General features: G+C 62.2%; 23 protein-coding genes. 12 read left to right on the top strand and 11 right to left on the bottom strand.

Annotated elements, in window-relative coordinates:
- Positions 1-15: 15 nt before the first annotated feature.
- From MUM_RS0116340 to MUM_RS0116370, 7 genes are read right to left on the bottom strand one after another with little or no spacing between them, the layout of a single operon-like run.
- Positions 16-840, bottom strand: coding sequence for an amino acid ABC transporter ATP-binding protein (locus tag MUM_RS0116340; RefSeq protein WP_010171654.1), 825 nt, complete (start codon positions 838-840; stop codon positions 16-18).
- Positions 827-1,519, bottom strand: a complete 693-nt coding sequence (locus MUM_RS0116345; protein WP_010171655.1) for an amino acid ABC transporter permease — start codon at positions 1,517-1,519, stop codon at positions 827-829. Before MUM_RS0116345 ends, MUM_RS0116340 begins: the two co-directional genes overlap by 14 nt.
- Positions 1,509-2,243, bottom strand: a complete 735-nt coding sequence (locus MUM_RS0116350; RefSeq protein WP_029615941.1) for an amino acid ABC transporter permease — start codon at positions 2,241-2,243, stop codon at positions 1,509-1,511. The genes MUM_RS0116345 and MUM_RS0116350 overlap by 11 nt, the downstream gene beginning before the upstream one ends.
- A complete protein-coding gene (locus MUM_RS0116355; protein WP_010171657.1) occupies positions 2,240-3,451 on the bottom strand; it encodes an aminotransferase class I/II-fold pyridoxal phosphate-dependent enzyme in 1,212 nt (403 codons plus the stop codon). The genes MUM_RS0116350 and MUM_RS0116355 overlap by 4 nt, the downstream gene beginning before the upstream one ends.
- Complete coding sequence (locus tag MUM_RS0116360; protein ID WP_010171658.1) at positions 3,448-4,869, bottom strand: FAD-binding oxidoreductase; 1,422 nt, start codon at positions 4,867-4,869, stop codon at positions 3,448-3,450. Before MUM_RS0116360 ends, MUM_RS0116355 begins: the two co-directional genes overlap by 4 nt.
- Positions 4,862-5,668: a transporter substrate-binding domain-containing protein gene (locus MUM_RS0116365; RefSeq protein WP_010171659.1), complete on the bottom strand. Its 807-nt coding sequence runs from the start codon at positions 5,666-5,668 to the stop codon at positions 4,862-4,864. The genes MUM_RS0116360 and MUM_RS0116365 overlap by 8 nt, the downstream gene beginning before the upstream one ends.
- Before the next feature lie 2 nt (positions 5,669-5,670).
- The gene (locus tag MUM_RS0116370; RefSeq protein WP_010171660.1) at positions 5,671-6,507 is read right to left on the bottom strand and encodes a transporter substrate-binding domain-containing protein; all 837 of its coding nucleotides are present in this window, start codon (positions 6,505-6,507) and stop codon (positions 5,671-5,673) included.
- 240 nt (positions 6,508-6,747) lie between these two features.
- On the opposite strand from MUM_RS0116370, the gene MUM_RS0116375 reads away from it, so the two are divergent.
- Positions 6,748-7,608, top strand: a complete 861-nt coding sequence (locus MUM_RS0116375; protein ID WP_010171662.1) for a LysR substrate-binding domain-containing protein — start codon at positions 6,748-6,750, stop codon at positions 7,606-7,608.
- Between the two features lie 3 nt (positions 7,609-7,611).
- On the opposite strand, the gene dnaQ is transcribed toward MUM_RS0116375, so the two are convergent.
- From dnaQ to MUM_RS0116390, 3 genes are all read right to left on the bottom strand, one after another.
- Entirely contained in the window at positions 7,612-8,352 is a 741-nt protein-coding gene (gene dnaQ / locus MUM_RS0116380; RefSeq protein ID WP_169389386.1) for a DNA polymerase III subunit epsilon, read from the bottom strand.
- Positions 8,353-8,422: 70 nt separating this feature from the next.
- Complete coding sequence (rnhA, locus tag MUM_RS0116385; RefSeq protein ID WP_010171667.1) at positions 8,423-8,875, bottom strand: ribonuclease HI; 453 nt, start codon at positions 8,873-8,875, stop codon at positions 8,423-8,425.
- A 102-nt stretch (positions 8,876-8,977) separates the two neighbouring features.
- On the bottom strand, positions 8,978-9,736 hold the full coding sequence (locus MUM_RS0116390; protein WP_010171669.1) for a class I SAM-dependent methyltransferase: 759 nt from the start codon (positions 9,734-9,736) through the stop codon (positions 8,978-8,980).
- Positions 9,737-9,801: 65 nt separating this feature from the next.
- Between MUM_RS0116390 and gloB the strand changes: the two genes are divergently transcribed.
- The 8 genes from gloB (at position 9,802) to MUM_RS0116430 (ending at position 21,691) form a co-directional block, all read left to right on the top strand.
- Positions 9,802-10,569 carry a hydroxyacylglutathione hydrolase gene (gene gloB, locus MUM_RS0116395; RefSeq protein WP_010171670.1) on the top strand — a complete coding sequence of 256 codons (768 nt, stop codon included), beginning with the start codon at positions 9,802-9,804 and terminating at the stop codon, positions 10,567-10,569.
- 98 nt (positions 10,570-10,667) lie between these two features.
- Positions 10,668-12,080, top strand: coding sequence for a lytic transglycosylase domain-containing protein (locus MUM_RS0116400; RefSeq protein ID WP_010171672.1), 1,413 nt, complete (start codon positions 10,668-10,670; stop codon positions 12,078-12,080).
- Positions 12,081-12,248: 168 nt separating this feature from the next.
- On the top strand, positions 12,249-14,078 hold the full coding sequence (locus tag MUM_RS0116405) for an extracellular solute-binding protein (RefSeq protein ID WP_010171674.1): 1,830 nt from the start codon (positions 12,249-12,251) through the stop codon (positions 14,076-14,078).
- Positions 14,075-15,913 carry an extracellular solute-binding protein gene (locus MUM_RS0116410; protein ID WP_010171676.1) on the top strand — a complete coding sequence of 613 codons (1,839 nt, stop codon included), beginning with the start codon at positions 14,075-14,077 and terminating at the stop codon, positions 15,911-15,913. The genes MUM_RS0116405 and MUM_RS0116410 overlap by 4 nt, the downstream gene beginning before the upstream one ends.
- Position 15,914: 1 nt before the next feature.
- The gene (locus tag MUM_RS0116415; RefSeq protein WP_003207463.1) at positions 15,915-16,988 is read left to right on the top strand and encodes a microcin C ABC transporter permease YejB; all 1,074 of its coding nucleotides are present in this window, start codon (positions 15,915-15,917) and stop codon (positions 16,986-16,988) included.
- A gap of 1 nt (position 16,989) precedes the next feature.
- Entirely contained in the window at positions 16,990-18,009 is a 1,020-nt protein-coding gene (locus MUM_RS0116420; RefSeq protein WP_010171680.1) for an ABC transporter permease, read from the top strand.
- A 1-nt stretch (position 18,010) separates the two neighbouring features.
- Positions 18,011-19,621: an ABC transporter ATP-binding protein gene (locus MUM_RS0116425; RefSeq protein ID WP_010171683.1), complete on the top strand. Its 1,611-nt coding sequence runs from the start codon at positions 18,011-18,013 to the stop codon at positions 19,619-19,621.
- Positions 19,622-19,732: 111 nt separating this feature from the next.
- A complete protein-coding gene (locus tag MUM_RS0116430; protein ID WP_081480092.1) occupies positions 19,733-21,691 on the top strand; it encodes a DUF4329 domain-containing protein in 1,959 nt (652 codons plus the stop codon).
- A gap of 8 nt (positions 21,692-21,699) precedes the next feature.
- On the opposite strand, the gene MUM_RS0116435 is transcribed toward MUM_RS0116430, so the two are convergent.
- Positions 21,700-22,545 (bottom strand): oxidoreductase, encoded by an 846-nt coding sequence (locus MUM_RS0116435; protein ID WP_010171687.1) that lies wholly within the window; start codon positions 22,543-22,545, stop codon positions 21,700-21,702.
- Between the two features lie 110 nt (positions 22,546-22,655).
- On the opposite strand from MUM_RS0116435, the gene MUM_RS0116440 reads away from it, so the two are divergent.
- The 3 genes from MUM_RS0116440 to MUM_RS0116450 all read left to right on the top strand — a co-directional run bounded on the left by MUM_RS0116440 (position 22,656) and on the right by MUM_RS0116450 (position 25,149).
- On the top strand, positions 22,656-23,567 hold the full coding sequence (locus tag MUM_RS0116440) for a LysR family transcriptional regulator (protein WP_010171689.1): 912 nt from the start codon (positions 22,656-22,658) through the stop codon (positions 23,565-23,567).
- Positions 23,568-23,662: 95 nt separating this feature from the next.
- Positions 23,663-24,193, top strand: coding sequence for a sigma-70 family RNA polymerase sigma factor (locus MUM_RS0116445; protein ID WP_010171690.1), 531 nt, complete (start codon positions 23,663-23,665; stop codon positions 24,191-24,193).
- Positions 24,190-25,149 (top strand): FecR domain-containing protein, encoded by a 960-nt coding sequence (locus tag MUM_RS0116450; RefSeq protein WP_010171691.1) that lies wholly within the window; start codon positions 24,190-24,192, stop codon positions 25,147-25,149. The genes MUM_RS0116445 and MUM_RS0116450 overlap by 4 nt, the downstream gene beginning before the upstream one ends.
- Positions 25,150-25,196 lie beyond the last annotated feature (47 nt).

Here is a 25,196-nt window from a genome sequence, read left to right on the forward strand (position 1 = left end):
ACGAGGTTCCTCTTATTAGACAGACAGGGTGTAGCGGCTCAGGTTGGTCAACAGGTACGGATCGTTGGCGATCGGCGGACGGCGGCCCGGATCGCCCAAGGCATGGCGCAGGAATTCCTGGGTGCGCTCACTGGTGGGGCGCTGGAAGATTTGCTCGGCGCTGCCGTGCTCGACGATCACGCCGTTTTCAGTGAAGTAGACGATGTCGCTGATCTCTTCGGCGAAGCGCATCTCGTGGGTCACCAGCACACAGGTCATGCCCTCTTCGGTCAGCTCACGAATCACCGTCAGCACTTCGCCGACGGTTTCCGGGTCCAGGGCCGAGGTCACTTCATCGAACAGAATCAGTTCCGGGCGCATCGCCAACGCGCGGGCAATCGCCACCCGCTGCTGCTGCCCGCCGGAAAGTTGGCCGGGATAGGCATCGGCCTTGTGCTCCATGCGCACCTTGGCCAACAGCGCCCGCGCGTCTTTCTCGGCGTCGGCGCGGTTGCGGCCGAGCACCTTGCGCGGGGCGATCACCAGGTTTTCCAGCACCGACAAATGCGGGAACAGGTTGTACTGCTGGAACACAAAACCGACGCGCTTGCGCAACTCGATGCGCTGGGCTTCCTGGGTCAGGGTATCGACCCGGGTTTCGCCGACGCGGATGGTGCCGCGCTGGGGCTGCAACAGGCCGGTGATGCAACGCAGGATGGTCGACTTGCCCGAGCCCGACGGGCCGATGATCGACACCGCCTGGCCGCGATGCACATCAAGGTCGATGCCCTTGAGCACCCGGTTGTCAGCGAACGACAGCTGCAAGTCCCGCAGGCTGACCAGGGGTTCAATAGAAGGCATAACGGCGCTCCAGGCGTTGGGTCAAACGGGAAATCGGGTAGCAATAGGCGAAGAACAACACCAGCAAGCTGAGGTAGATCACCACGGTAAAGCCGGTCATGTTCACGGTGTTGCTGGCGATCTGCGCGGTGTCGATCACGTCGTGCACGCCCACCAGCGAAGCCAGGGCGGTGCCCATGGTGACCACCGCGTAGAGGTTCATCCACGGCGGCAACATGCGCTTGAAGCACTGGGGCAGGATGATCGAGCGGAAGATCTGGCCACGGGTGAACGCCAGTGAACGCGCGGCTTCCCACTGGGTACTGGGGATCGAGCCGATGGCACCGCGAAAGATCTCCGCCACGTTGGCGCTGGCCGGCAACGCGAGGCCAATGGTCACCTTGACCCAGTCGGGGAACGACACGTAGCTGCTGCCGATATGGATCTCGAACGGGAACACGTAGGTGGTGAAGTAGATCAGCACCAGCCACGGCGCGTTGCGGAAAACCTGCACCCAGACCCGCGCCGGCAACCGCAGCAGGCGCAAGGGCGACATGGCCAGTGCGCCCACCATCAGGCCCAGCAGCGAGCCGAGTCCGATCGCCACCAGGCTGATCAGGATGTTCTGGCCGAAACCGCTGACCAGCGCCGGCGACCATTGCAGCAACGCCGACAGCACCGGGAATGAATCAATGGCCATAGCCGGGCATCCTCAGGCGCGCTTCCAGCCAGCGCCCCACACAATTGACGGTAAAGCTCAGCAAGCCGAAAAAGCTCAGGATCAAAATCATCAGTTCCAGCACGTTGTCGCTCTGGGTCCAGATCATGATCGAGGCGTAAGTGATATCGCCCACGGCAATGGCCGAGGCCACGGCGGTCATTTTCACCAGGTCGATCAGGTTGTTGATCAGCGACGGCAACGCAAAGCGCAAGGCCAACGGCAACTGCACATTCCACAGCAATTGGCGGCTGCTGAAGGCCAGGGAACTGGCGGCTTCCAGCGTCACCGCGGGCACCGCCTCGATGCCGGCGCGCAGGGCTTCGGCGTGGAACGCGCCTTTATGCAGGGAGATCACGATCACGACCCAGGCAAACGGCGTCAGCGGGTTGGCCGCGCCGACCGCCTGGGTCAGCAGCATGTTCAACACCAGGAACGCGCAGTACAGCTGCACCAGGGTCGGGGTGTTGCGGGTGACTTCGATAAACACCCGCGCCGGCTTGGCCAGCCATGGGTTGCCCGAGGTCAGCAGCGCCGCCAGGCTGATCCCGGCCAGCAGGCTGCCGACGATGGTGAACAGGCACAACAACACGGTGGTCAACGCGCCCTGCGCCAGGGTGCCACGCTGATAGGCATCCAGCAGGAAGTTGTAGTTGAGGCCGATGCCGGCGGCCCAGTGCACAAACATCTCCAGCCAATGACTCATTCGACGCCCCGCAACTTGCCGCAGGCGACCGCGATACGGCGGCCGGCCTCGGCCACGCTGTCAGTCGCCGTGGCGATGGACAGGCGAAACCACGGCGACAGGCCATAAGCACTGCCCGCCACACCGGCGACGCCCTCCTCCAACAAGTACGCGACGACATCGCCGTCATCCTTCAACGGCTGACCGTCCGGGCGGTAGCGGCCGAGCAGGCCGGCGCAGCGCACAAACACGAAGAACCCGCCTTGAGGCTCAAGCACTTCCAGGCCGTCAACGGTGCCGAGGACCATCATCAGCAGGTCCCGGCGCAGTTGATAGGCCGCCACCTGCTCGGCCAAGAAGCCCAGCCCGCCGGTGAAGGCGGCCAACGCGGCGGCCTGCCCGACGGAAGACGCACCGGAGGTGGATTGGGATTGCACCACCGCCATGGCGTTGGTCAGGGTTTGCGGCCCGGCGCCGAAACCGATGCGCCAGCCTGTCATGGCGTAGGTCTTGGACACGCCGCCCACCAACAGGCAGCGGTCCTGCAAATCCGGCGCGACGTTCAGCAGGCTCTGGGCCGGGCGACCGTCGAAGCGGATGTGTTCGTAGAGCTCATCCAGCAGCACCAGCACCTGGGGATGACGACGCAACACCTCGGCCAGCGCTTGCAGTTCAGCTTCGCTGTAGACCGCACCGCTCGGGTTGCCCGGGCCGTTCAGGATCAGCCAGCGGGTGCGCTCGTTGATGTGCTGCTCGAGTTGCGCCGGCAGCAACTTGCAGCCCTGCTCCAGCCCGCACTCGATAAACACCGGCTCGCCACCGTTGAAGCGCACGCTGTCGGGGAACGACGGCCAATACGGCGTGGGTACCAGCACTTGATCGCCGTCGTCGAGGGTGGCGGCGAAGGCGTTGAAGATGATCTGTTTCGCGCCGTTGGCGATCACGATGTTGGGCAGCGAATAGTCGAGCTGATTTTCTTCGGCCAGCTTGCGCTGCACCGCCACGCGCAAGGCTTTTACCCCGGGTGTCGGCGTGTATTTGGTGGCGCCCGCGGCGATGGCGGCGTAGGCAGCTTGCTTGATGTGCTCCGGGGTATCGAAATCCGGCTCGCCGGTGGTCAGGTCAAGAATGTCGCGGCCGGCGTCACGCAGTTCCGTGGCGCGGGACTTGGCTGCCGCGTTGGCCGACAGCGACACCCGCTGCACGCGCCTGGACAGGCGAACGGTCATGGCTGCACCTCCAGGACTTTGCCCGGGTTGAGCAGGTTTTTCGGGTCGAGGGCGCGTTTGATGCGGCGCATCAGGTCCAGCTCCACCGGGCTTTTGTAGCGGCCCAGCATGCCGACCTTGCGCTGGCCAATCCCGTGCTCGGCGCTGATAGAGCCGCCGTGGGCGTGGGCGCTGTCGTGCACCAGCAGGCTCAGTTCGGCGTAGTTGCGCATGTGCGCATCCACCGTCGAGTCCAGCGGATGGGCAACGTTGTAATGCAGGTTGCCGTCCCCCAGGTGCCCGAAGGTGAAGTTGCGCACCCCGGGAAAATGCGCCTGCAACAGCGCATCGGTATGGGCGACGAAGGCGACGATTTGCGAGATGGGCACCGAGATGTCGTGCTTCATATTGCGCCCGGCGCGCTTCTGCGCCTCGCTCATGTTTTCGCGCAGCAGCCACAGGGCTTCGCTTTGCGCCAGGCTTTCGGCGATCAGTGCATCGGCCAGTAATGACTGTTCGAAGGCTTCACCGAGGACGGTTTCGAAGGCTTCACGGGCGTGGGCTTCGCCGTGGTTATCCGACAGCTCCAACAAGGCGAACCAGGGCTGGCTGGCTTTCAGGAACGGTTGCGGGCCTTCGGGAAACTGTTCGCGCAGCAGCGCCAGGCAATCGGCGCTGAGCAGTTCGAACGCAGTGAGATTCGCACCGAAACCGGCGCGGGCATGGGACAGGAATGCAACCGCCTGGGCCAGCTCATCAAAGGCCAGCAGCGCAGTAGCCTGGGCCTTGGGCAACGGGAACAGCTTCAGTGTCGCGGCAGTGATAATCCCGAGGGTGCCTTCGCTGCCGACGTACAAATCCCGCAGGTCATAGCCGGTGTTGTCCTTGCGCAAACCGCGCAGGCCATTCCAGATTTCGCCTTCGGCGGTCACCACTTCCAGGCCCAGGGTCAGCTCGCGGGTATTGCCATAACGCAGCACGGCAGTACCGCCGGCATTGGTGCCGAGGTTGCCGCCAAGGGTGCAGCTGCCTTCGGCGCCCAAGCTCAGCGGAAACAACCGGCCGGCTTCACGGGCCACGTCCTGGACGTTTTGCAGGATGCAGCCGGCTTCGACGGTCAGGGTGTCGTTATCAGTGTCGATCACGCGGACCCGGTTCATGCGGTCGAGCAACAGCAATACCGCGCGGCCACTGGCGTCCGGCGTGGCGCCTGCCATCAGGCCGGTGTTGCCGCCCTGGACGACAATGGGCGCCTCCAGGGCCACACACGCACGCACCACGGCGGCGACTTCTTCGGTATTGGCCGGGTGCACCACCGCGACTACCTGACCGGTGTAGCGGCCCTGTTTGTCGGTGAGGTACTGGGCAGCCTCGTCACTGCGCTGCACGTGGGCGGTGCCGAGCAGTTGTTGCAGGGTGGCAAATAGCGGTTCACTCATGGCTGTACTGCTCATGCAAATCACGCAGGGCTTGGGACGGAGCCATGCCGGTGCGTTCGCCGAGCGCAATCAACCAGCCGCTGCGGTGCCAGTCGCGCACGATGGCGTCGAGCCTGGCCCGGGTATCATGTTCGCCCTTGCGGATCCAGATTACCGATTTGGAAGGGATCAGATCTCCCGGCAACGGGATCTCATAGCCGGACCATTCGGCATCGTCCAGCAACGCGTGCATGGTCGGGCTGACGTGCACCGCCGCCACGCAGCCATTGCCACGCAACGACAACAGGGATTCAGACTGGCTGCGGAACGCCTTGATCTGCGCGCCGTAGGTTTCCTGCAACGGCTTGATGAAGTTGCTGCCCTGGGACACGCACACCGGCTTGTCCTTGAGGTCGGCCCACTGGGTGATGCCGGCGCCTTTGCGGATCAACGCCGCGCCGCCGACCTCTTCATAGGGCGTGGGCACGTAGTCGAGAATCTCGGCGCGCTCGTCGGTGTACTGCATGTTGGCAATCAGCACATCGACCTTGCCTTGCTGCAGGAACTGCACGCGGTTGGGGGCCAGTACCGAAACGGTCTTGGTCTCCACACCCAGCGCCTGGCCGAGGCCCTTGGCCAACTCCACGTTGTAGCCCAGGTGTTCGCCGGTCTTGGGGTCGATGGTGCCAAACGGCGGGCCGCTGAGAATCACGCCGACGCTGATGGCGTGGCGTTGCTGGATCTTGTCGAGGGTGGCGTCGGCGTGGGCCAGGCTTGCGCACAGGGCCAGGCCGAGAACGGTCAGGGATTTCAATCGCATGCTCAGGCGCCCTTGAACTGTTTCTGCAACTCCACCAGCGCCGGGGAAGCCGGGGTGATGTGGTTGCGGGTCTGGGCGTCGATCAGCCAGCCGCTGCGGTGCAGTTCCTTGACGATCGGGTCGAGTCTGGCCTGGGTGTCGCTCTCGCCACGGCGAGTCCAGATCACCGACGGTGCGGGATTCAACTCGGGACTGATGGTGCGGTAATCCTTCCATTCGGCGCTGTCGTTGATCAGCGGGTTGACCAGCGTGGAGTCATGCACGGCGGCGACGCAGTTGTTGCCACGCAGGGCCAACAGGGATTCGGAGGAGCTTTTGAAGGCCTTGATCTGCGCGCCGAGCTCGGTGAGCGGCTTCACGTAGCTGCTGCCCTGGGAGGTGCACACCGGCTGGTCCTTGAGGTCTGCCCAGCGGGTGATCTTGCTGTCCTTGAGCACCGCTGCGGTGCCGCCGATCTTGTAGAACGGGGTCGGCACGAAACCGAGGATGTCGCCACGCTCGGCGGTCCACTCCATATTCGCGATCAGCAGGTCGACCTTGCCCTGTTGCAGGAACTGCACGCGGTTGGCCGGCAATACCGGCACCAGTTGCACTTCGGCGCCCAACTGACGGCCCAGCTCGTTGGCCAGGTCGACGTTCAAGCCCTTGGGCTTCTGGGTAGTAGGGTCGATACCGCCAAACGGCCCGCCGGAGAGCAGCACGCCGACCACCAGCACATGGCGCTGCTGGATCTTGTCCAGGGTCGCATCGGCCTGAGCCACCACGCTGCCGCCCAGGGCAATCAATGCGCCCAGGACCACAGGCAACCTTCGTTTTACCGCCGCGCGCACAAAACCCATGGAACTCCCCTCATTAGCGATCGGCGTACCCCGACCTGATGTGGGGGCATGCTAGGGAGAGTGCCGGGGTAACGGAAATTCAAATATCTAATATCGTTATAACTTCCCGTATATGGACGCGCTGCTTTTTGGCCATATACTCGAAATCATTAGCTCTCGTAAAAATTCGACGCGACAAAACATAAACATCTGTAATGTTTATCTTCGCACCCTTGATATAAAAAACGCCCTGGAATGGCCATGTCGACCCTCGATCTCGAACTGCTCCGCACCTTTATTGCCGTGGTCGACCACCACAGCTTTGCCGAAGCCGGCACCCATCTGGCACGCACGCAATCCTCCGTCACCCAGCATATGCAGCGCCTCGAACAGCAAGTGGGGGTCAGCCTGTTTGAGAAACGCGGCCGGCAAAAACAGCTGACGGAACCCGGCTTGCAGTTATTACGGCATGCGCGGCAGATGCTGTCGCTGAATGACGAGGTGCTTAATTCCCTGCGGGAAAGCAGCCTCAGCGGCGTGCTACGCATCGGCTCGCCCCATGACATCGCCGACACCATCCTGCCGCCGATCCTCAGCCACATCGCCCGTTCGGCGCCGCGCCTGCGCCTGGAAATCGACGTGGGCCGCAGCCCGTTCCTGATGGATGACTTGCACCGGGGCAAGGTCGACATGGTGATTTCCACCCGCGCCGACGCCAACCTGGAAGGCTTTGCGTTGCGTACTTCGCCGGTGTGGTGGATCTGTTCGGCGCAATACATTCATTCGCCGAGCGAACCGCTGCCGCTGATTCTGGTGGATGAGCCGAGTATCTATCGACGCTATGCCCTGGAGGCGCTGGAACGGGCGAATATCCCGTGGCGCCAGGCGTATCTGGCGTCGAACCTGATCGGGATCAAGGCCGCCACCCGCGCAGGGCTGGGCGTGACCCCACGGAGCATGGAAATGCTCGGGCCGGACATGCGGGTATTGGGGGAAAACGATGGGCTGCCGAGGATGCCAGAGGTGACGTATTACCTGTGGATCCGCCCGAACACGGCGAACCCGATTGCGCGCAAGGCGTATGACTTGATCAGGGCCAGCCAGGGGCTGGCACTGGGGTGACGGTTATTGCTGGGTCAATTGGGTCCACAGCGCCGGGGCGCCGGCAGATTTGGCGATCGCCTCCAGACGCGCCGCGTGCTCGGCCATGTCCTGCTCGCTGGCGCGGATGATCGTGGTGGGCTGGCGATCCGCTGGCAGGCGGCGGATTTCCGAAGGGCGATTGCCCGAGCCTTCTGCCGAGCCGTTGCCATCCGACGCGTTGCCGGCCAGGGACAGGCTGGTCTGGCCGCCGGTCATGGTCAGGTAAACGTCGGCGAGAATCTCGGAGTCGAGCAACGCGCCGTGGAGTTCACGACCGGAGTTGTCGACCCCGTAGCGTTTGCACAATGCATCAAGGCTGTTGCGCTGGCCCGGGTGACGCTCACGCGCCATCATCAGGGTATCGAGGATCGAGCAGTGCTGGGTAATGTCAGCCCGATCGGTCTGGCCCATCAGCGCAAATTCGTTGTTGATGAAGCCAACGTCGAACGCCGCGTTATGGATGATCAGCTGCGCGCCGTTGATGAACTCGAAGAACTCATCGGCCACTTCGGCAAACCGCGGCTTGCCCACCAGGAATTCGTTGGTGATGCCGTGGACGCCGATGGCGCCTTCATCACTTTCCCGATCCGGCTGCAGGTAGACGTGGAAGTGCCGGCCAGTGAGGCGGCGGCCCATCAGTTCGACGCAGCCGATTTCAATGATCCGGTGGCCGTCGGTCACCGGCATGCCGGTGGTTTCGGTATCGAGTACAACAGATCGGATGGCCATCAGGGTTCAGCTCTCAACGGTTTGGTACATTTCAAGGGGCGGGATCTTAACACGTCAGCCGGCATCAGCTCTGCTTGTAGCCGCGCACGTCATCCACGCCACGGTTGGCCAACTGGTCGGCCCGCTCGTTACCCGGGTGGCCGATGTGCCCGCGCACCCACTTCCAGGTGATGTTGTGGCGGTTGCATTGCTCATCAAGCAACTGCCACAGGTCGGCGTTTTTCACCGGTTCCTTGGCGGCGGTCTTCCAGCCGCGCTTCTTCCAGTTGACCATCCACTCGTTGATGCCTTTCATCACGTACTGGGAGTCGGTCACCAGCAACACGTCACAACGGCGTTTGAGCTCTTCAAGGCCGCGAATCGCGCCCATCAGCTCCATGCGGTTGTTGGTGGTGTTGGCCTCGCCGCCCCACAGTTCCTTCTCCACGCCCTTGCACACCAGCAAGGCGCCCCATCCGCCGGGACCGGGGTTGCCCTTGCAGGCGCCATCGGTGAAGAGTTCTACGCTATCGGTCATTTCACTATCCATCAAAGCGGGATCCATCAAAGCGGGTTGCCGATAATCGACCGACAAGGGCCCGAGGTCGAGAGGCTCGACCTGAAATCAAAAAAGGTATGTTTATTGCTCGCTCTGCTTGCGATTGACCTTGGCCATCGGCATCGGCACCAGCTTGCCCATCGGTTCGCGGCGCACCTGGCGCACCGGGCGCAGGCCAACGACGATCTTGCGCGCCACCAACAGGTAGAAACCACCACCGGACAATTGCCAGGCACCGGCCCTGCGTTCCCAGCCGGCCAGCCGGCCCTGCCACTTGGCAGACGCAAGCGGCGGACGATAGCACCCGAAGCGGCGTTTCTCCAGCGCAAAGCCCAGCAGGTTCAACCAGTCACCCACCCGCGACGGCGAGATGCAGCGCGCCTGGCGCAGCCCGTCGTGGGCGAACACGTGGCGCAACCCCCAACTGCTCCAGGGGTTGATACCGATGATCAGCAAATGGCCACCTGGGCGCACACTGCTGGCCGCTTCACGCAGCAAACCGTGGGGCGACAGGCAGAAATCCAGCCCATGCTGCAACACCACCACGTCGGCGGCATGCTCGCTCAACGGCCAGGCCTGCTCCTCGCACACGATTTCAACACCCGGCAACGGCGCCCCCAGGCGCACATTGCGTTGCACCTGAGGCGCCGACGGCGGGGTTTGTGCCGACGGACCGTAATGCACCAGGTAACCGCCAAAGAACCGGCCCAGCTCGTCTTCGAGCATGCGCCGCTCCTCATCCAGCAAAAATTGCCCGATAGGCCCGGACAGCCATTCACGGGCCGCACCGATCAGTGCCAGCCACTCGGGATCGGCCTGGGCGAACGCTTTATCAGTCATTGCATTCTCCAACTCGCCAAGAAGTTCTAAGATGCACCAATGTGTTCAGCTTGGCGAATCAAAGAATGATACAGATCAGTGCCCTGCCCGCCTTCACCGATAACTACATCTGGTTGTTACAGGATCAGCCGAACAAGCGCTGCGCCGTGGTCGACCCCGGTGATGCCGCGCCCGTGCTGGCCTGGCTCCAGCAGCACCCCGACTGGACCCTCAGCGACATCCTGGTGACTCACCATCACCATGATCATGTCGGCGGCGTCGAGCAACTTAAACGTGTTTCGGGCGCCACGGTCTACGGCCCGGCCAATGAAAAGATCCCGGCGCGGGACGTCGCACTCCAGGATAACGACCGGATCGACGTGCTGGGCTGGGACTTCCAGGTGTTTGCCGTACCCGGCCACACCCTCGGCCATATCGCCTTTTATCACCAGGGCGTGCTGTTCTGTGGTGACACCCTGTTCGCCGCCGGTTGTGGCCGCCTGTTCGAAGGCACCCCGCAACAAATGCACACCTCTCTGGAGCGCCTCGCGGCATTGCCGGCGAACACGCTGGTGTACTGCACCCACGAATACACACAAAGCAACCTGAAATTCGCCCAGGCCGTGGAACCGCATAACGCGGATATCGCCGAACGGGTGGAGAACGTCCGGCAACTGCGGGCCAACGGCGAGATGACGCTGCCCTCGAACCTGGCCCTGGAAAAACTCACTAACCCTTTTTTGCGGACCTCTGAAACATCCGTTAAAGAAAAAGCGGACGAACGGAATGGCCGGGATAACCGGGCCGGGAGCGAGGTGTTTGCTAGCTTGAGGTCTTGGAAAGATACGTTCTAAGCGCGCGGAATTTAGTACGGAATTTCTGAATGGTTGACCGCAACCCAAGCGCTTTCTAGAATCGCCCGACATTTTTGCCCGGAACTTACTTCCAGCCAATGTCGTCATCTATTCGTAAAACCAACCATTCAGACGCATTGACCCGCCTGGCTCAAGCCGTGGCGGTGGCTGTGTCCGCTACTCTGGCGGGCTGCCAATCGACTAATTTTGCCGCACAATCCACCGTGCAACCCAAGCCAAACCTTACCGCCAAGATCAAGCAAAAACCCCTTTGGCTATCAGAGAAGCCAAGCCCGGAAGTGCCCCAGGATGTCTGGGAACGCATGCGCCGGGGCTTTCAATTGCAGGACGGGTTAGGCGTCAACCCGCGCATTGAACAGCAACGATTGTGGTTTGCCAGCAACCCTTCCTTTCTTGAAAACGCCGGCGAACGCGGCAGCCTCTACATTCATTACATCGTCGAACGCCTTGAAGAGCGCAACATGCCCCTGGAACTGGCGCTGCTGCCAGTGATTGAAAGCGCCTACAACCCGATGGCCTATTCCCGCAGCGATGCGGTGGGCCTGTGGCAGTTCGTTCCCGCCACCGGGCGCTACTTCAACCTGCGCCAGACCCGCGCCTACGACGGCCGCCGCGACATCACCGCCTCCACCACCGCCGCCCTGGACTACCTGACACGTCTGCATGACATGTTCAACGGCGACTGGCTGCTGGCCCTGGCGGCTTACAACGCAGGTGAAGGCACGGTCAGCCGGGCCATCGAGCGTAACGAGAAGCTCGGCTTGCCGACAGACTACTGGAACCTGCCACTGCCCCAGGAAACCAAGGACTACGTACCGAAGTTCCTGGCGCTGTCCCAGGTGGTGCTGGCCCCCGAGGCATACGGTGTCAACCTGAACCCGATTGCCAACACGCCGTACTTTGAAGTGGTAGAAATCAAAACGAGCATGGACCTGTCACGGGTCGCCGCGCTGGCCGAGATTGACGAAGACGAACTGTTCCAGCTCAACCCCGCCCTGAAGCAGCGCACCACCCTGGACGGCCCGCAGCATTTGCTGGTGCCCACCTCCAAGGCGCAGTTGCTGGCCAGCAGCCTTTCGGCGATGAAGCCGGAAGAATTGCTGAGCATGCGCCCGAAAAAGCCGGTGTTCGACGACGTTGAGCACAAGGCCATTGCCGGTCGCACCCGCAACTACAAGGTCCGCAGCGGCGATAACCTGACGCTGATTGCCAAGGCCAACAAGGTCGATGTGCATGATTTGCAGCGCTGGAACAAGCTCAATGGCCAGGCGCTGAAGGTCGGCCAGACCCTGGTGATGCAGGACACCCGCAAGCTGGTGGCCAAGGCCGACAGCAAGAAGCCGGTGCAATACAAGGTCAAGAAAGGCGACTCGCTGTACATCGTCGCCAAGCGCTTCAACGTCGAGATGCAACATCTCAAGCGCTGGAACCCGCGCACTGGCCAGGCGCTGAAGCCCGGGCAGATGCTGGTGGTTTCCGGGCCACGCTAAGCAGCAAATACAGGGGGGAACGGGCGACCGTTCCCCCTTTTTTGTTCGCCCTCCTTATCACCCCCCAAGCCTGTAGTCTTCCTCCCACGGCACCAGCCTTTTTCCAATCGGAACAAGCTGTTACTGTACGGCTCATAAAGCCCAAGCCGCCTGGATCGGATCTCTGACTTGAAGCGTCCCCTCCTTCTACTAATAAGTCTGGCCTTGAGCTTTTCCGCGAACGCGACCATTACCGAGAGCCACGGTTATGCGCAGTTCGGCATGCTCAAGTACCCGGCCAAATTCACCCACTTCGACTGGGTAAACCCTGCAGCGCCAAAAGGCGGCACACTGCGGGTGATGGCGTTTGGCACGTTCGACACCCTCAACCCTTATACCTTCAAGGGCTCAAGCCCGGTCTCCACCGCCAACTTCCTGCAATACGGCGTCAACGAGCTCAATGAGCCGCTGATGGTCGGCACCGGCCAGTACGCGCCGTCCGGCGATGAACCGACGTCCAGCTACGGCCTGATTGCCCAGTCGGTGGAATACAGCGAGGACCGCAGTTGGGTCGTGTTCAACCTGCGCCCTGAAGCACGCTTCCACGATGGCAAGCCGATTACCGCCTACGACGTGGCGTTTTCCTATCGCACGCTGCTGACCGAAGGCCACCCGCAGTACCGCACCAACCTGCAGGAAGTCGCCCGGGTCGATATTCTCAATCGGCATCGCATTCGTTTTGTGTTCAAGCGTGCCGGCAACCCGTTGCTGATCCTGCGCCTTGGGGAGCTTCCGGTATTGCCCCAGCATTACTGGAAAAACCGTGACTTCAAGGCCACCACCTTCGAGCCGCCGCTGGGCAGCGGGCCTTACCGCATCACAAAGGTCTCGCCGGGACGCCAGCTGGTGTTCGAACGGGTCAAGGATTACTGGGGCAAGGACCTGGCGGTCAACCGTGGTTTCTATAACTACGACAAGGTCGAGGTGGAGTTTTACCGTGACAGCGACGTGGCTTTCGAAGCGTTCAAGGCCGGCGAGTTCGATATCTATATCGAGCACCAGGCGAAGAACTGGGCCAATGGCTATAACTTCCCGGCGGTCAACCGTGGCGATGTGATCAAGGCGCAGATCGCCCACCAGATTCCGACCCAGAGCCAGGGCCTGTTCATGAACAGCCGGCGCCCGACCTTCAGCCAGGCCAAGGTGCGCGAAGCCCTGGGCTTGATGTTTGATTTCGAGTGGACCAACCGCACCCTGTTCAGCGGCGCCTATAAACGCACCCTCAGCTACTACCCCAACAGCGAATTCTCCGCCACCGGCGTGCCCACCGGTCATGAGTGGCTGATGCTCTCACCCTATCGCGATCAACTGCCGGCCAACCTGTTTACCCAACCCTTCAGCCTGCCCCAGACCGACGGTCGCGGCATCCCCCGGGACACCCTGCGCCGCGCCCTCGCGTTGCTGGCCGACGCCGGCTGGAAGCTGTCCGGGCAACGCCTGCTCAACAGTGACGGCCAGCCGCTGCGCCTGGAGATCCTGCTGGTGAATCCAAACCTGGAGCGCATCCTGCAGCCCTATGTCGAAAACCTGACAAGCATCGGCGTCGATGCCCGCTTGCGTACGGTAGACCGCGCACAGTACAAACAGCGCCTCGATCAATTCGACTTCGACATGATTCTGATGACCCTCAACCAGACCCTCAGCCCCGGCCTTGAGCAGTGGCAGTATTTCCACTCCAGCCAGGCGGCGGTCAAGGGCAGCAAGAATTACGCAGGCATCGCCAACCCGGTGGTCGACCATCTGCTGGACCAACTGCTGGCGGCGCAAACCCGCGAAGAACAATTGGCCGCCGGCCGGGCGCTCGACCGCGTCCTGCTGTGGCAGCACTACAGTATTCCCAACTGGTACCTCAACTATCATCGCCTGGCGTACCGCAACCGGTTCGCCTTCGTCACCACGCCGCCCTACAGCCTGGGCCTGAGCGCGTGGTGGCTGAAAGCTTCGGAGAAAGCCCAATGATACCTTTGCGTACTGTGATCCTTGGCAGCCTGTTGTTGTGCGGCGCCGCCAATGCGGCCCCGCAACATGCCCTAACCCTCTACAACGAACCACCCAAGTACCCCGCCGATTTCAAGCATGTCGACTACGTCAACCCGGAGGCCCCCAAGGGCGGCACCTTCCGCGAGTCAAGCATGGGCGGCTTCGACAGCCTCAACCCGTTCATCAGCAAAGGCGTGCCGGCCGACAACATCGGCCTGATCTACGACACCCTCGCCCAGCAAAGCCTGGACGAACCCATCACCGAATACGGCCTGGTAGCCGGCAAGATCGAAAAGGCCCCGGACAACAGTTGGGTGCGCTTCTACATTCGCCCCGAAGCGCGCTTTCACGACGGCCACCCGATCCGCGCCGAAGACGTGGTGTTCAGCTTCCAGACGCTGATGAAAGACGGCTCGCCGATCTACAAAACCTACTACGCCGACGTCGATGAAGTGGTCGCCGAAGACCCGCTGCGCGTGTTGTTCAAGTTCAAGCGCACCAATAATCGCGAACTGCCGCTGATCCTCGGGCAACTCACGGTATTGCCCAAGCATTACTGGGAGACCCGGGACTTTTCCAAGGGCAACCTGGAGATTCCGTTGGGCAGCGGCCCGTACAAGGTGGCCGAGGTCAAGGCCGGGCGTTCGATCCGCTACGAGCGGGTCAAGGATTACTGGGCCAAGGACCTGCCGATCAACAAGGGCTTCTACAACTTCGATTACCGCGTCACCGATTACTACCGCGACAACACCGTGGCCCTTGAAGCGCTGAAGGCCGGGCAGTTCGATTACTGGCTGGAGATCAGCGCGAAAAACTGGGCGAACGCCTACAACACCCCCGCCGTCGCCCAGGGCCGCCTGATCAAGGAAGAAATCCCCAACGGCAACCCCACCGGGATGCAGGGCTTCGTGTTCAACATCCGTAAGCCGATGTTCCAGGATGTTCGGGTACGCAAGGCCATCAGCCTGCTGCTGGACTTCGAATGGAGCAACAAGCAGTTGTTCAACGGCGCCTACACTCGCAGCCGCAGCTATTTCGAAAACTCCGAGATGGCCGCGACCGGCCTGCCCGGCCCGGCCGAGCTGGCAATTCTTGAGCCGCTGCGGGACAAGATCCCGCCCCAGGTGTTTACCGATGCCTTCGAGCCGTCGAAGACCGACGCCAGCGGCATGATCCGCACCCAGCAGCGCGAGGCTTATCAGTTGCTGCAAGAGGCCGGCTGGAAGATCGTCGATGACAAGATGGTCGACACCACCGGAAAACCGGTGACCATCGAGTTCCTGCTGGCCCAGACCGAGTTCGAACGCATCCTGCTGCCGTTCAAGCGCAACCTGGCCGACCTGGGGATTGACCTGGTGATTCGCCGGGTGGATGTCTCCCAGTACATCAACCGCATCCGCTCGCGGGATTTCGACATGGTGGTGGGCGGCTTCCCGCAGTCCTCCTCGCCGGGTAATGAGCAGCGTGAGTACTGGAAGTCGTCCAGCGCCGACAAACCCGGCAGTCGCAACTACATCGGCCTGAAAGACCCGGCCATCGACCAACTGGTGGAAGAACTCATCGACTCCGACTCGCGCAAGAGCCTGGTGGCCCACGCCAAGGCCCTGGACCGTGTGCTGCAATTCGGCTACTACGTGATCCCCAACTGGCACATCAAGACCTTCCGCGTGGCCTATTGGGACCACCTCGGCCACCCGAAAGTCTCACCGCGCTATGACGTCGGCACCGCCACCTGGTGGAGCAAACCCGACGCCAAACCTGCGGTAACCCTGGACACCAACCAGACCGCCGATCCGGCGAGCGGGGGCGACTGAGATGCTGGCCTATATTGTTCGCCGACTGCTGCTGATCATCCCGACCCTGTTCGGCATTTTGCTGATCAACTTTGTGATCATCCAGGCCGCCCCCGGTGGCCCGGTGGAGCAGATGATCGCCAAGCTGGAAGGCTTTGAAGGCGCCACCAGCCGTATCGCCGGTGGCGGTGCCGAAGTCTCGGTGGCCGGCTCCAGCTACCGCGGCGCCCAGGGCCTGGACCCGGCGCTGGTGAAAGAAATCGAGAAGATGTACGGCTTCGACAAGTCGGCGCCGGAACGCTTGTGGATCATGGTCAAGAACTACGCCCGGCTGGATTTTGGCGACAGCTTCTTCCGTGACGCCAAGGTCATCGACCTGATCAAGGAAAAGATGCCGGTGTCCATCTCCCTCGGGCTGTGGAGCACGCTGATCATGTACCTGGTGTCGATCCCGCTGGGCATCGCCAAGGCCACGCGACACGGCAGCCATTTCGACGTGTGGACCAGTTCGGCGATCATCGTCGGCTACGCGATCCCGGCGTTCCTGTTTGCGATCCTGCTGATCGTGGTATTCGCCGGCGGCAGTTACTTCGACTGGTTTCCGTTACGCGGGCTCACCTCCAACAACTTTGACGAGTTGAGCTGGGGCGGCAAGGTCCTCGATTACTTCTGGCACCTTGCGCTGCCGGTGACGGCGCTGGTGATCGGCAACTTCGCCACCATGACGCTGCTCACCAAAAACAGCTTCCTCGACGAGATCAACAAGCAATACGTGGTCACCGCCAAGGCCAAGGGCCTGACCAACCACCGCGTGCTGTACGGCCATGTGTTTCGCAACGCGATGCTGCTGGTGATTGCCGGCTTCCCGTCGGCCTTTATCGGCATCTTCTTTACCGGTTCCTTGCTGGTGGAAGTGATCTTTTCCCTCGACGGCCTGGGCCTGATGAGCTTTGAAGCGGCGATCAACCGCGATTATCCGGTGGTGTTCGGCACGCTGTTCATCTTCACCCTGCTGGGGCTGGTGGTGAAGTTGATCGGCGACCTCACCTACACCCTGGTCGATCCGCGCATCGACTTCGCCAGCCGGGAGCATTGAGATGAATCTATCCCCCCTCAATCGTCGCCGGTTCGAGCGCTTCAAGGCCAACAAACGTGGCTGGTGGTCGCTGTGGCTGTTCCTGATCCTGTTCGGCCTGAGCCTGGGCGCCGAGTTGATCGCCAACGACAAGCCACTGGCGGTGCATTACGACGGCGACTGGTATTTCCCGGCCCTCAAGCGCTACCCGGAGACCACCTTCGGCGGCGAATTCCCGCTGGAAGCCAACTACAAAAGCCCCTATATCCAGGAGCTGCTCAAAGCCAAGGATGCCTGGACGTTGTGGGCACCGATCCCGTTCAGCTACCAGAGCATCAACTACGACCTGAAGGTTCCGGCCCCGGCCCCGCCGTCGCGGGACAACCTGCTGGGTACCGATGACCAGGGCCGCGATGTGCTGGCGCGGGTGATCTACGGCTTCAGGATTTCCGTGCTGTTTGCGCTGACGCTCACCGTGCTCAGTTCGATCATCGGCGTGATCGCCGGCGCGTTGCAGGGCTTCTATGGCGGCTGGGTCGACCTGGCCGGCCAGCGGTTCCTGGAAATCTGGTCCGGCTTGCCGGTACTGTACCTGTTGATCATCCTCGCCAGTTTCGTGCAGCCCAATTTCTGGTGGCTGCTGGGGATCATGCTGCTGTTTTCCTGGATGAGTCTGGTAGACGTGGTGCGCGCCGAGTTCCTGCGTGGGCGTAACCTGGAATACGTGCGGGCGGCCCGGGCGCTGGGGATGCAGAACGGCGCGATCATGTTCCGGCATATCCTGCCCAACGCCATGGTTTCGACCATGACCTTCATGCCGTTCATCCTGACCGGTGCCATCGGTACCCTCACCGCCCTGGACTTCCTGGGCTTCGGCCTGCCCGCCGGCTCGCCGTCCCTTGGCGAACTGGTGGCCCAGGGTAAATCCAACCTGCAAGCGCCGTGGCTGGGTATGAGTGCCTTTGCCGTGCTGGCGATCATGTTGAGTTTGCTGGTGTTTATCGGCGAGTCCGCTCGCGATGCCTTCGACCCGAGGAAATGAGATGAATCAGGACAATCTGATCGAAGTCCGCGACCTCTCTGTCGAGTTCGTCGTAGGCAACAGCCACCAGCGGGTGGTGAACAACGTCAGCTTCGATATCAAGCGCGGCGAAACCCTGGCGCTGGTGGGCGAAAGCGGCTCGGGCAAGTCGGTGACGGCGCACTCGATCCTGCGCCTGCTGCCCTACCCGCTGGCACGCCACCCTTCGGGCACGATCCAGTACGCCAACCACGATTTGCTGACGCTCAAAGAAAAGACCCTGCGGCATATTCGCGGCAACCGCATTGCGATGATTTTCCAGGAGCCGATGACCTCGTTGAACCCGCTGCATTCCATCGAGAAGCAGATCAACGAAGTGCTCGGCCTGCACAAGGGGCTGACCGGCAAGGTCGCCACCCGACGCACCCTGGAGTTGCTCGAACTGGTGGGCATCCCCGAACCCCACAAGCGCCTCAAGGCCCTGCCCCATGAGCTGTCCGGCGGCCAACGCCAGCGGGTGATGATTGCGATGGCCCTGGCGAATGAGCCGGAGTTGCTGATTGCGGACGAGCCGACCACGGCACTCGACGTCACGGTGCAGTTAAAGATCCTGGAGTTGCTCAAGGAACTGCAGGCGCGCCTGGGCATGGCCTTGCTGTTGATCAGTCACGACCTGAACCTGGTCAGGCGCATTGCCCACCGGGTATGCGTGATGCAAAAAGGCTGCATCGTCGAACAGGCCGAGTGCGAAACCCTGTTCCAGTCGCCCAAACATCCATACACCCAGGAACTGCTGGCGGCGGAACCCAGCGGCGGCCCTGCCACCAATGAAATCGGCCCGCCGTTGCTGGAAGTCGAGGACCTGAAAGTCTGGTTCCCGATCAAGAAAGGCTTCTTGCGCAGCACCGTCGACTACGTCAAGGCGGTGGACGGCATCAACTTCAGCCTGCCCCAGGGCCAGACGCTGGGCATCGTCGGTGAAAGCGGCTCGGGCAAATCCACTCTGGGCCTGGCGATTTTGCGGCTGATCGCGAGCAAAGGCGGCATTCGGTTCGAAGGCCATCAGATGGACAAACTGAGCCAGCAACAGGTGCGCCCGCTGCGCCGGGAAATGCAGGTGGTGTTCCAGGATCCGTTCGGCAGCCTGAGCCCGCGCATGTGCGTGAGCGAGATCGTCGGCGAAGGCCTGCGCATCCACAAGATGGGCACTGCGGCCGAACAGGAAGCAGCGATCATCGCCGCGCTCAAGGAAGTAGGCCTGGACCCGGAAAGCCGGCATCGCTACCCCCACGAATTCTCTGGAGGTCAACGCCAGCGCATCGCGATCGCCCGGGCCCTGGTGCTCAAGCCCCGCCTGATCTTGCTGGATGAGCCCACCTCGGCCCTCGACCGCACCGTGCAGCGCCAGGTGGTAGAGCTGCTGCGCCACCTGCAAACCAAGTACAACCTGACCTACCTGTTCATCAGCCACGACCTGGCGGTGGTCAAGGCCTTGAGTCACCAGTTGATGGTGGTCAAGCACGGGCAGGCGGTGGAGCAAGGGGATGCACCTGCGATCTTCGCCAACCCCCAGCATGCCTACACGCGGCAATTGCTGGAGGCGGCGTTTCTGGTGCCCGCCACCCCGCAGTAACCTCTTCGCACGTGCCCCGGGTGCTCCGGGGCGCGGCTACATAAGTACCGACTGCATGCGGTTCACGCTGTTGATACTGCTCGACTTCATCTATCACACAGTGAAGTCACCATGCCCCCACCAGAACCCGTTTCACCTCCGACGTTTCGCCCAACCTACACGCCGGAATTCATCAGCGACGAGGACGTCGTCGCCTACGCCCATGCACTGATTGGCGAGCAGCGAGATCGAGAGTATGGCGGCTATATCTTCAAACGCGGCGAGCGGTTTATTGCCACAACGCCCTTGAGCGGTTCGACTTTCAGTTTCACACCGGCCGAGGTTTATCCCAGGACCGCAGCCGGACACCCAACACGGCCCCGCCACTTGGACTTGGTGGGCATTTATCATTCCCACCCCGACGTCCTCACCGACCCGCTGGAAATCAACTCCTTTTCCACCGGCGACATTTATGCGGCCATCAAGCTCTACGAGCAGACACCGGGAGCAGCCTGTTACTTGTCTAATCCGGACGGTTCGCTGCTCAAGTTTACCCCCACGGACTCCGACCTGACCCAGGCCCTGCTGCTGCGCGTCACCCCCAAGGAACCCAACGGCAAGATCAGCCCCCTGAGCGAGGAGCTGGCTGCCGGGACGGCCAGCCGGTTGAGCTTCGTTCAACAAGTGGCCGGCGCCGGACGCCTGCAAGTCATCCGCGCCAGCCAACTGTGGCGTTTTGTGGGCGACGTTTCGCCCAAATGGCAACCGCTGCACCAAGGCAACGACTTGATCAATGCCGAGCGCCTGGGGCCGTCTTTCCTCAAGCCGGAAGAAGCACTGAACTGGTTACTGCAACACCTGCCCCACTCAACCACCCATACACTCAGCGCGGGCCTGTTGCTGACCCACACCCATGAGAAACATGTGGTGCCCACCTACCCACTGGCAATCAATGACCCGGGCTTTGCCATCGAGAGCCTGTTGCCGGGCAATGATGTGGGAGTGGTGGAGTTGCCAACGGACTACACCATCAGCGGCGTCTACTTCGCACCGTTGCGCAACCGCTCCGACAGCAGCGTCCTGTCTCTGAACGGCAAGGGTCTGTTTGTCTCGCCCGAATTGATATTCGCCCTGTTGTCAAAACTGCTCCAGCACCCCGACCTGTCCGCCTACTTCTACACCCAGGAAGCGACACTTTTTCAATACACCTCCCTGGGCACCCCAGAAGAAAAACACCTTCTCGACGTCCTCATCCCGTTCGGCGGCAGCCGCTGCCAGGTGCATCGCGCCCTGGCCAATGGCACCCTGAGCCCCGAAGCGTTCATTCGGCAAGTGGCAGCGGCGGGCGAATTACGCGTACTGCACCCTCATGGCTCATGGACCCGCCACGGCCGGATCCCGGCCGACTGGGCACCTGCAACCCCCACCCTGATCAATGATCGCTCCCTCACGCCAGTCATGCGGCAACGCTTTATCGACGCCGACGACGCTGTGCACGCCATGACCCAAGAGCTTGAAGCCTACGATCTGGCCATCATCGGAATTGTTCTAGAGAACCGGCTACATGACACTTACGTCACAAGCATCGGACTGTCCGGGAGTACGCTTGACTACCGCTACATCGGGCCCTTTTCCCCGCAGGCATCTCGACGCCCGGCGCTGCCCCAAGGCTATGTGCCGCGAGGGATTTACTTCCGTCCCCGGCACTCGGATCTCACTCCAACGCCGGAGCCCTACCCGGCCGCCGGCACTTTTTTCCACCCGCAGGCCTTTGAGTTCTTCTTCCAGCTCAGGGCCTATGGCCTGGATATAAGCGAGGCCTACTGGGCGAGCACCGAGGGCGCCTTGATCAAGTACACCTCACGCAACTCCATTGAAGAGTTTGTATTTGGCGGCATGATGGGCCCCGCATCGCCTGACAGTGCCAGTCAGATACAGAACGACCTGAATGCAGGGGACCTTTCCCTGGAAATTTTCATTTCCACCTGGGCGCAGGCCGGAGAGCTCACCGTACTGCGCACCGATTCGTATTGGCCGCAGCGCGGTGTGTACGCTCCCACCGCGCCCGGTTGGTTCGAAACTCAGGACTGATTCAGCCCTCAAAAGTCCGTAGAGGCCGACAGCCCCCGCCAGGCACTCAGCTCTTGCTGGACATAGGCCAGCTTGGCCTCGGTCACCCGCAAGGTATCAGTGCCCAATGCCAGGCGCAGCGGTGGCTGTTCAGCCTCCACCAGCTTGAGCATGGCCACCGCCAGCTTGTCCGGGTCGCCGGGCTGCTGCTGGTTGTAGACCTTGGCCAGTTTGCGCACCTCGCCCGAGGTAGCGGCGTAGTCCTCGATGCTCGCCGGCGACTCCACCAGGGAGTTGCTGTCGAGGAAGTCCGTGCGGAAATACCCCGGTTCAACCACGGTGACCTTGATGCCCAGCGGCGCGAGTTCGCCATGCAATGCTTCGCTCAAGCCTTCGACGGCAAACTTGGTGGAGCAATAAACCCCATACCCCGGCGCCGACTGGAAGCCGCCCACCGACGAGATATTGATCACATGCCCGCTGCGCGCCTCGCGCATAAAGGGCAACACGCCGCGTGTGACGTTAAGCAGGCCGAACACATTGGTTTCATACAGCCGACGAATCTCATCGGCAGACGCCTCCTCCACCGCGCCCAACAAGCCGAAACCGGCGTTATTGACCAGCACATCGATACGCCCGAAGTGTTCGACAGCGGCGCGGGCCACGTCAGCGGCCTGGGATTCGTGGGTCACATCCAGCTGCACCGCCAGCAGGCCGGGCTGCTCGCCAAATCGCTCAATCACCGCTTGAGCATTACGGGCGGTCGCGACTACCGCATCGCCGTGGGCCAGCGCTGCCGAGACGATTTTTGCACCGATGCCCCGGGAAGCCCCGGTCACCAGCCAAACACGCTTGAAGGAATGTGCCGTTGTCATGATCCGTACCTGATGGAGTGAATGTGAAGCCAAGGTACGCCGCCGCATTAGCCTGAAAAACCCTCTCGTGCTACAAGCACTATGAAACTGAACTTCATAATGGAAATCCGATGAACCTTGATCCATTCAATGGCCTGACCGAATTTCTCGCCGTCGCCGAATTGAAGAACTTCACCCAGGCCGCGGCGCGCCTCGGGGTCACGCCGACGGCTGTCAGCCATGCGGTCAAAACTCTGGAGAAACGCACGGGCGTGGTGTTGTTTCAGCGCACCACGCGGCGGGTGGCGCTGACCGAAGCCGGGATGACGCTTTACAGCCGCTTGCGCCCCGCCGCCGGGGAAATCGACGAAGCCCTGGCGGCCCTCAGCGGCTACCGCGACCGGCCCATGGGCACCCTGCGCCTGACGGTGCCGCGCCTGTCGGGCAAGCTGTTGATCGAGCCGTTGATCCCACGCTTTCGTGAGGCATTTCCGGATGTGGTGCTGGACATTTCCCTGGACGACGCCACCGTGGACCTGGTGACCGAGGGCTTCGATGCCGGGATTCGACTGGGAGAATCCATCGACAAGGACATGGTTGCCGTGCGCCTCACACCGGATCTGAACTGGTCGGTGGTGGGCGCTCCCGACTACTTCGCCAAGGCCGGTAAACCGGCGACGCCCGAAGAGCTGACCGCCCATCAAACCATCGGCTATCGCTTCCTGACCGCCGGTACCGCGCACCGCTGGGAATTTGAGCGGGCGGGCCGGGAATTCACCGTCGGCGTTCAAGGCGGGCTAATCGTCAATGATCGCAACCTGATGATCGCCGCCGCCCGGGCCGGCCAGGGCCTGGCTTATGTGAGTGACTTTGAAGTGCTGGACGACCTGGCCGCAGGCACGCTGGTGCAAGTGCTGCAATCCTTTGTGCCCCCCAGCAGCGGGCTGTACCTGTATTTTCCCGCCCGAACCCAGAGCCAGCCGAAACTGCGGGCCTTTATCGACCTGGCGACCGCCTGGGTCGCCGAGCAGCGCATTGGCTAAGCCAGTGCAAAAGCAAACCAATATCATTTGCGCCGTGCCCGGCCCTTTGGTTTAATCGCGACCAATTCTTATTTACCCCAAGGCTTTTGCGCCAGATGGATACTGTGTCGACCTCGCCCTCCTCGTTCAGCGACCTCTATGGCAATCACCATTCCTGGCTGCTGGGGCTGCTGCGCAGGCGCCTGAGCAATCGCTGGGATGCAGCGGACCTGGCCCACGACACCTTTATCCGGGTGCTCAAGCGCCCGCCCGCCGAGGCCGACGAGACCCGGGAGCGCTCCTACCTGGCCACCATCGCCCGGGGCCTGTGCATCGATCACTGGCGCCGTCGCCAACTGGAACACGCGTGGCTGCAAAGCCTCGCGGATCGGCCGGTGGCGTTGCAGCCGTCGCCGGAGCAACGGGTAATCATTGTCGAAACCTTGTACGAAGTGGACGCCATGCTCGCGCGCCTGCCTCACAAGGTCCGCGAAGCGTTCCTGCTCGCGCAGTTGCAGGGCCTGCCCTACAAGCAGATCGGCATTCAGCTCGGGGTGGGCGAACGCATGGTGAAAAAGTACATGGCCCAGGCACTGCTGCATTGCGCAGTGCTGGAAGCGGAGCTGGACGGGATGCTGGTGGAATGAACGGCCCCGGAAAACTCAGCCACGCCAGCCTGGAACAGGCGGCCCAGTGGTACGTGCGCCTGCAGGATCAGCCAGACGCGACCCAGCACTGGCAGGCATGGCTTGGACAAAGTCCCGAGCACCAGGCCGCCTGGGGTTATGTAGAGCGGGTCAGCCAGCGCTTTGCGCCGCTGGCCGAACAAGCCCATGGCGCCAGCCGCGCCCTGCGCAGTTCCCGGCGGCAAACCCTCAAGACGCTTCTGGTGCTGTGCGCCGGCTCGACACTGGCATGGGGCGCCTGGCGCAACACCACCCTGCCCCGGCGGGTGGGCGGCTGGCGTGCCGATTACGCCACCGCCGGCGGCGAAACCCGCGAGGCCGTGCTGGAGGACGGCAGCCGCCTGTGGCTGAACGCGTTGAGTGCCCTGGATGTGCGTTTCGACAGCGTGCAGCGCTTGCTGCACCTGCGCTTTGGCGAAGTACTGATCGAGACCGCCAGGGACCCAGGCCGTCCGTTTCTGGTGGAGACCGAACAGGGCCGCCTGCGGGCGCTGGGCACCCGGTTCAGCGTGCTGCAGGACGGCGACAGCACGCTGCTCAATGTGTTTGAGGGCCGGGTCGAAGTGCGCACCGCCGCGAGCCATCAGGTGCAAATCACCGAGGCCGGGCAACAAGTGTCCTTCACCCGTGACGGGTTCACCGCCCGCTTACCGGCGTCCGCCACCCGCGAAGCCTGGAGCCGTGGCGTGTTGCTGGCGGACAACCTCCCGCTTGGCCAACTGATCGCCGAACTCAACCGCTATCGCCCGGGCCACCTGGGGTGCGATCCGGCCGTGGCCCACTTGCCCGTGATGGGCGCGTTCCCGCTCAAGGACAGCGATCACGCCCTGCGCCTGCTACAGGCCGCCCTGCCGATTCGGGTCGACACGCTCATGCCGTGGTGGGCCACGGTCAGGCCCAAAAACCCGACCGCATAAAAAACTTTCAGCCGTCAGTTCCCTTTCCCACAACTCGTTCGGTTAAC

Source organism: Pseudomonas sp. PAMC 25886, assembly GCF_000242655.1.
In the GTDB taxonomy this organism is placed as follows: domain Bacteria; phylum Pseudomonadota; class Gammaproteobacteria; order Pseudomonadales; family Pseudomonadaceae; genus Aquipseudomonas.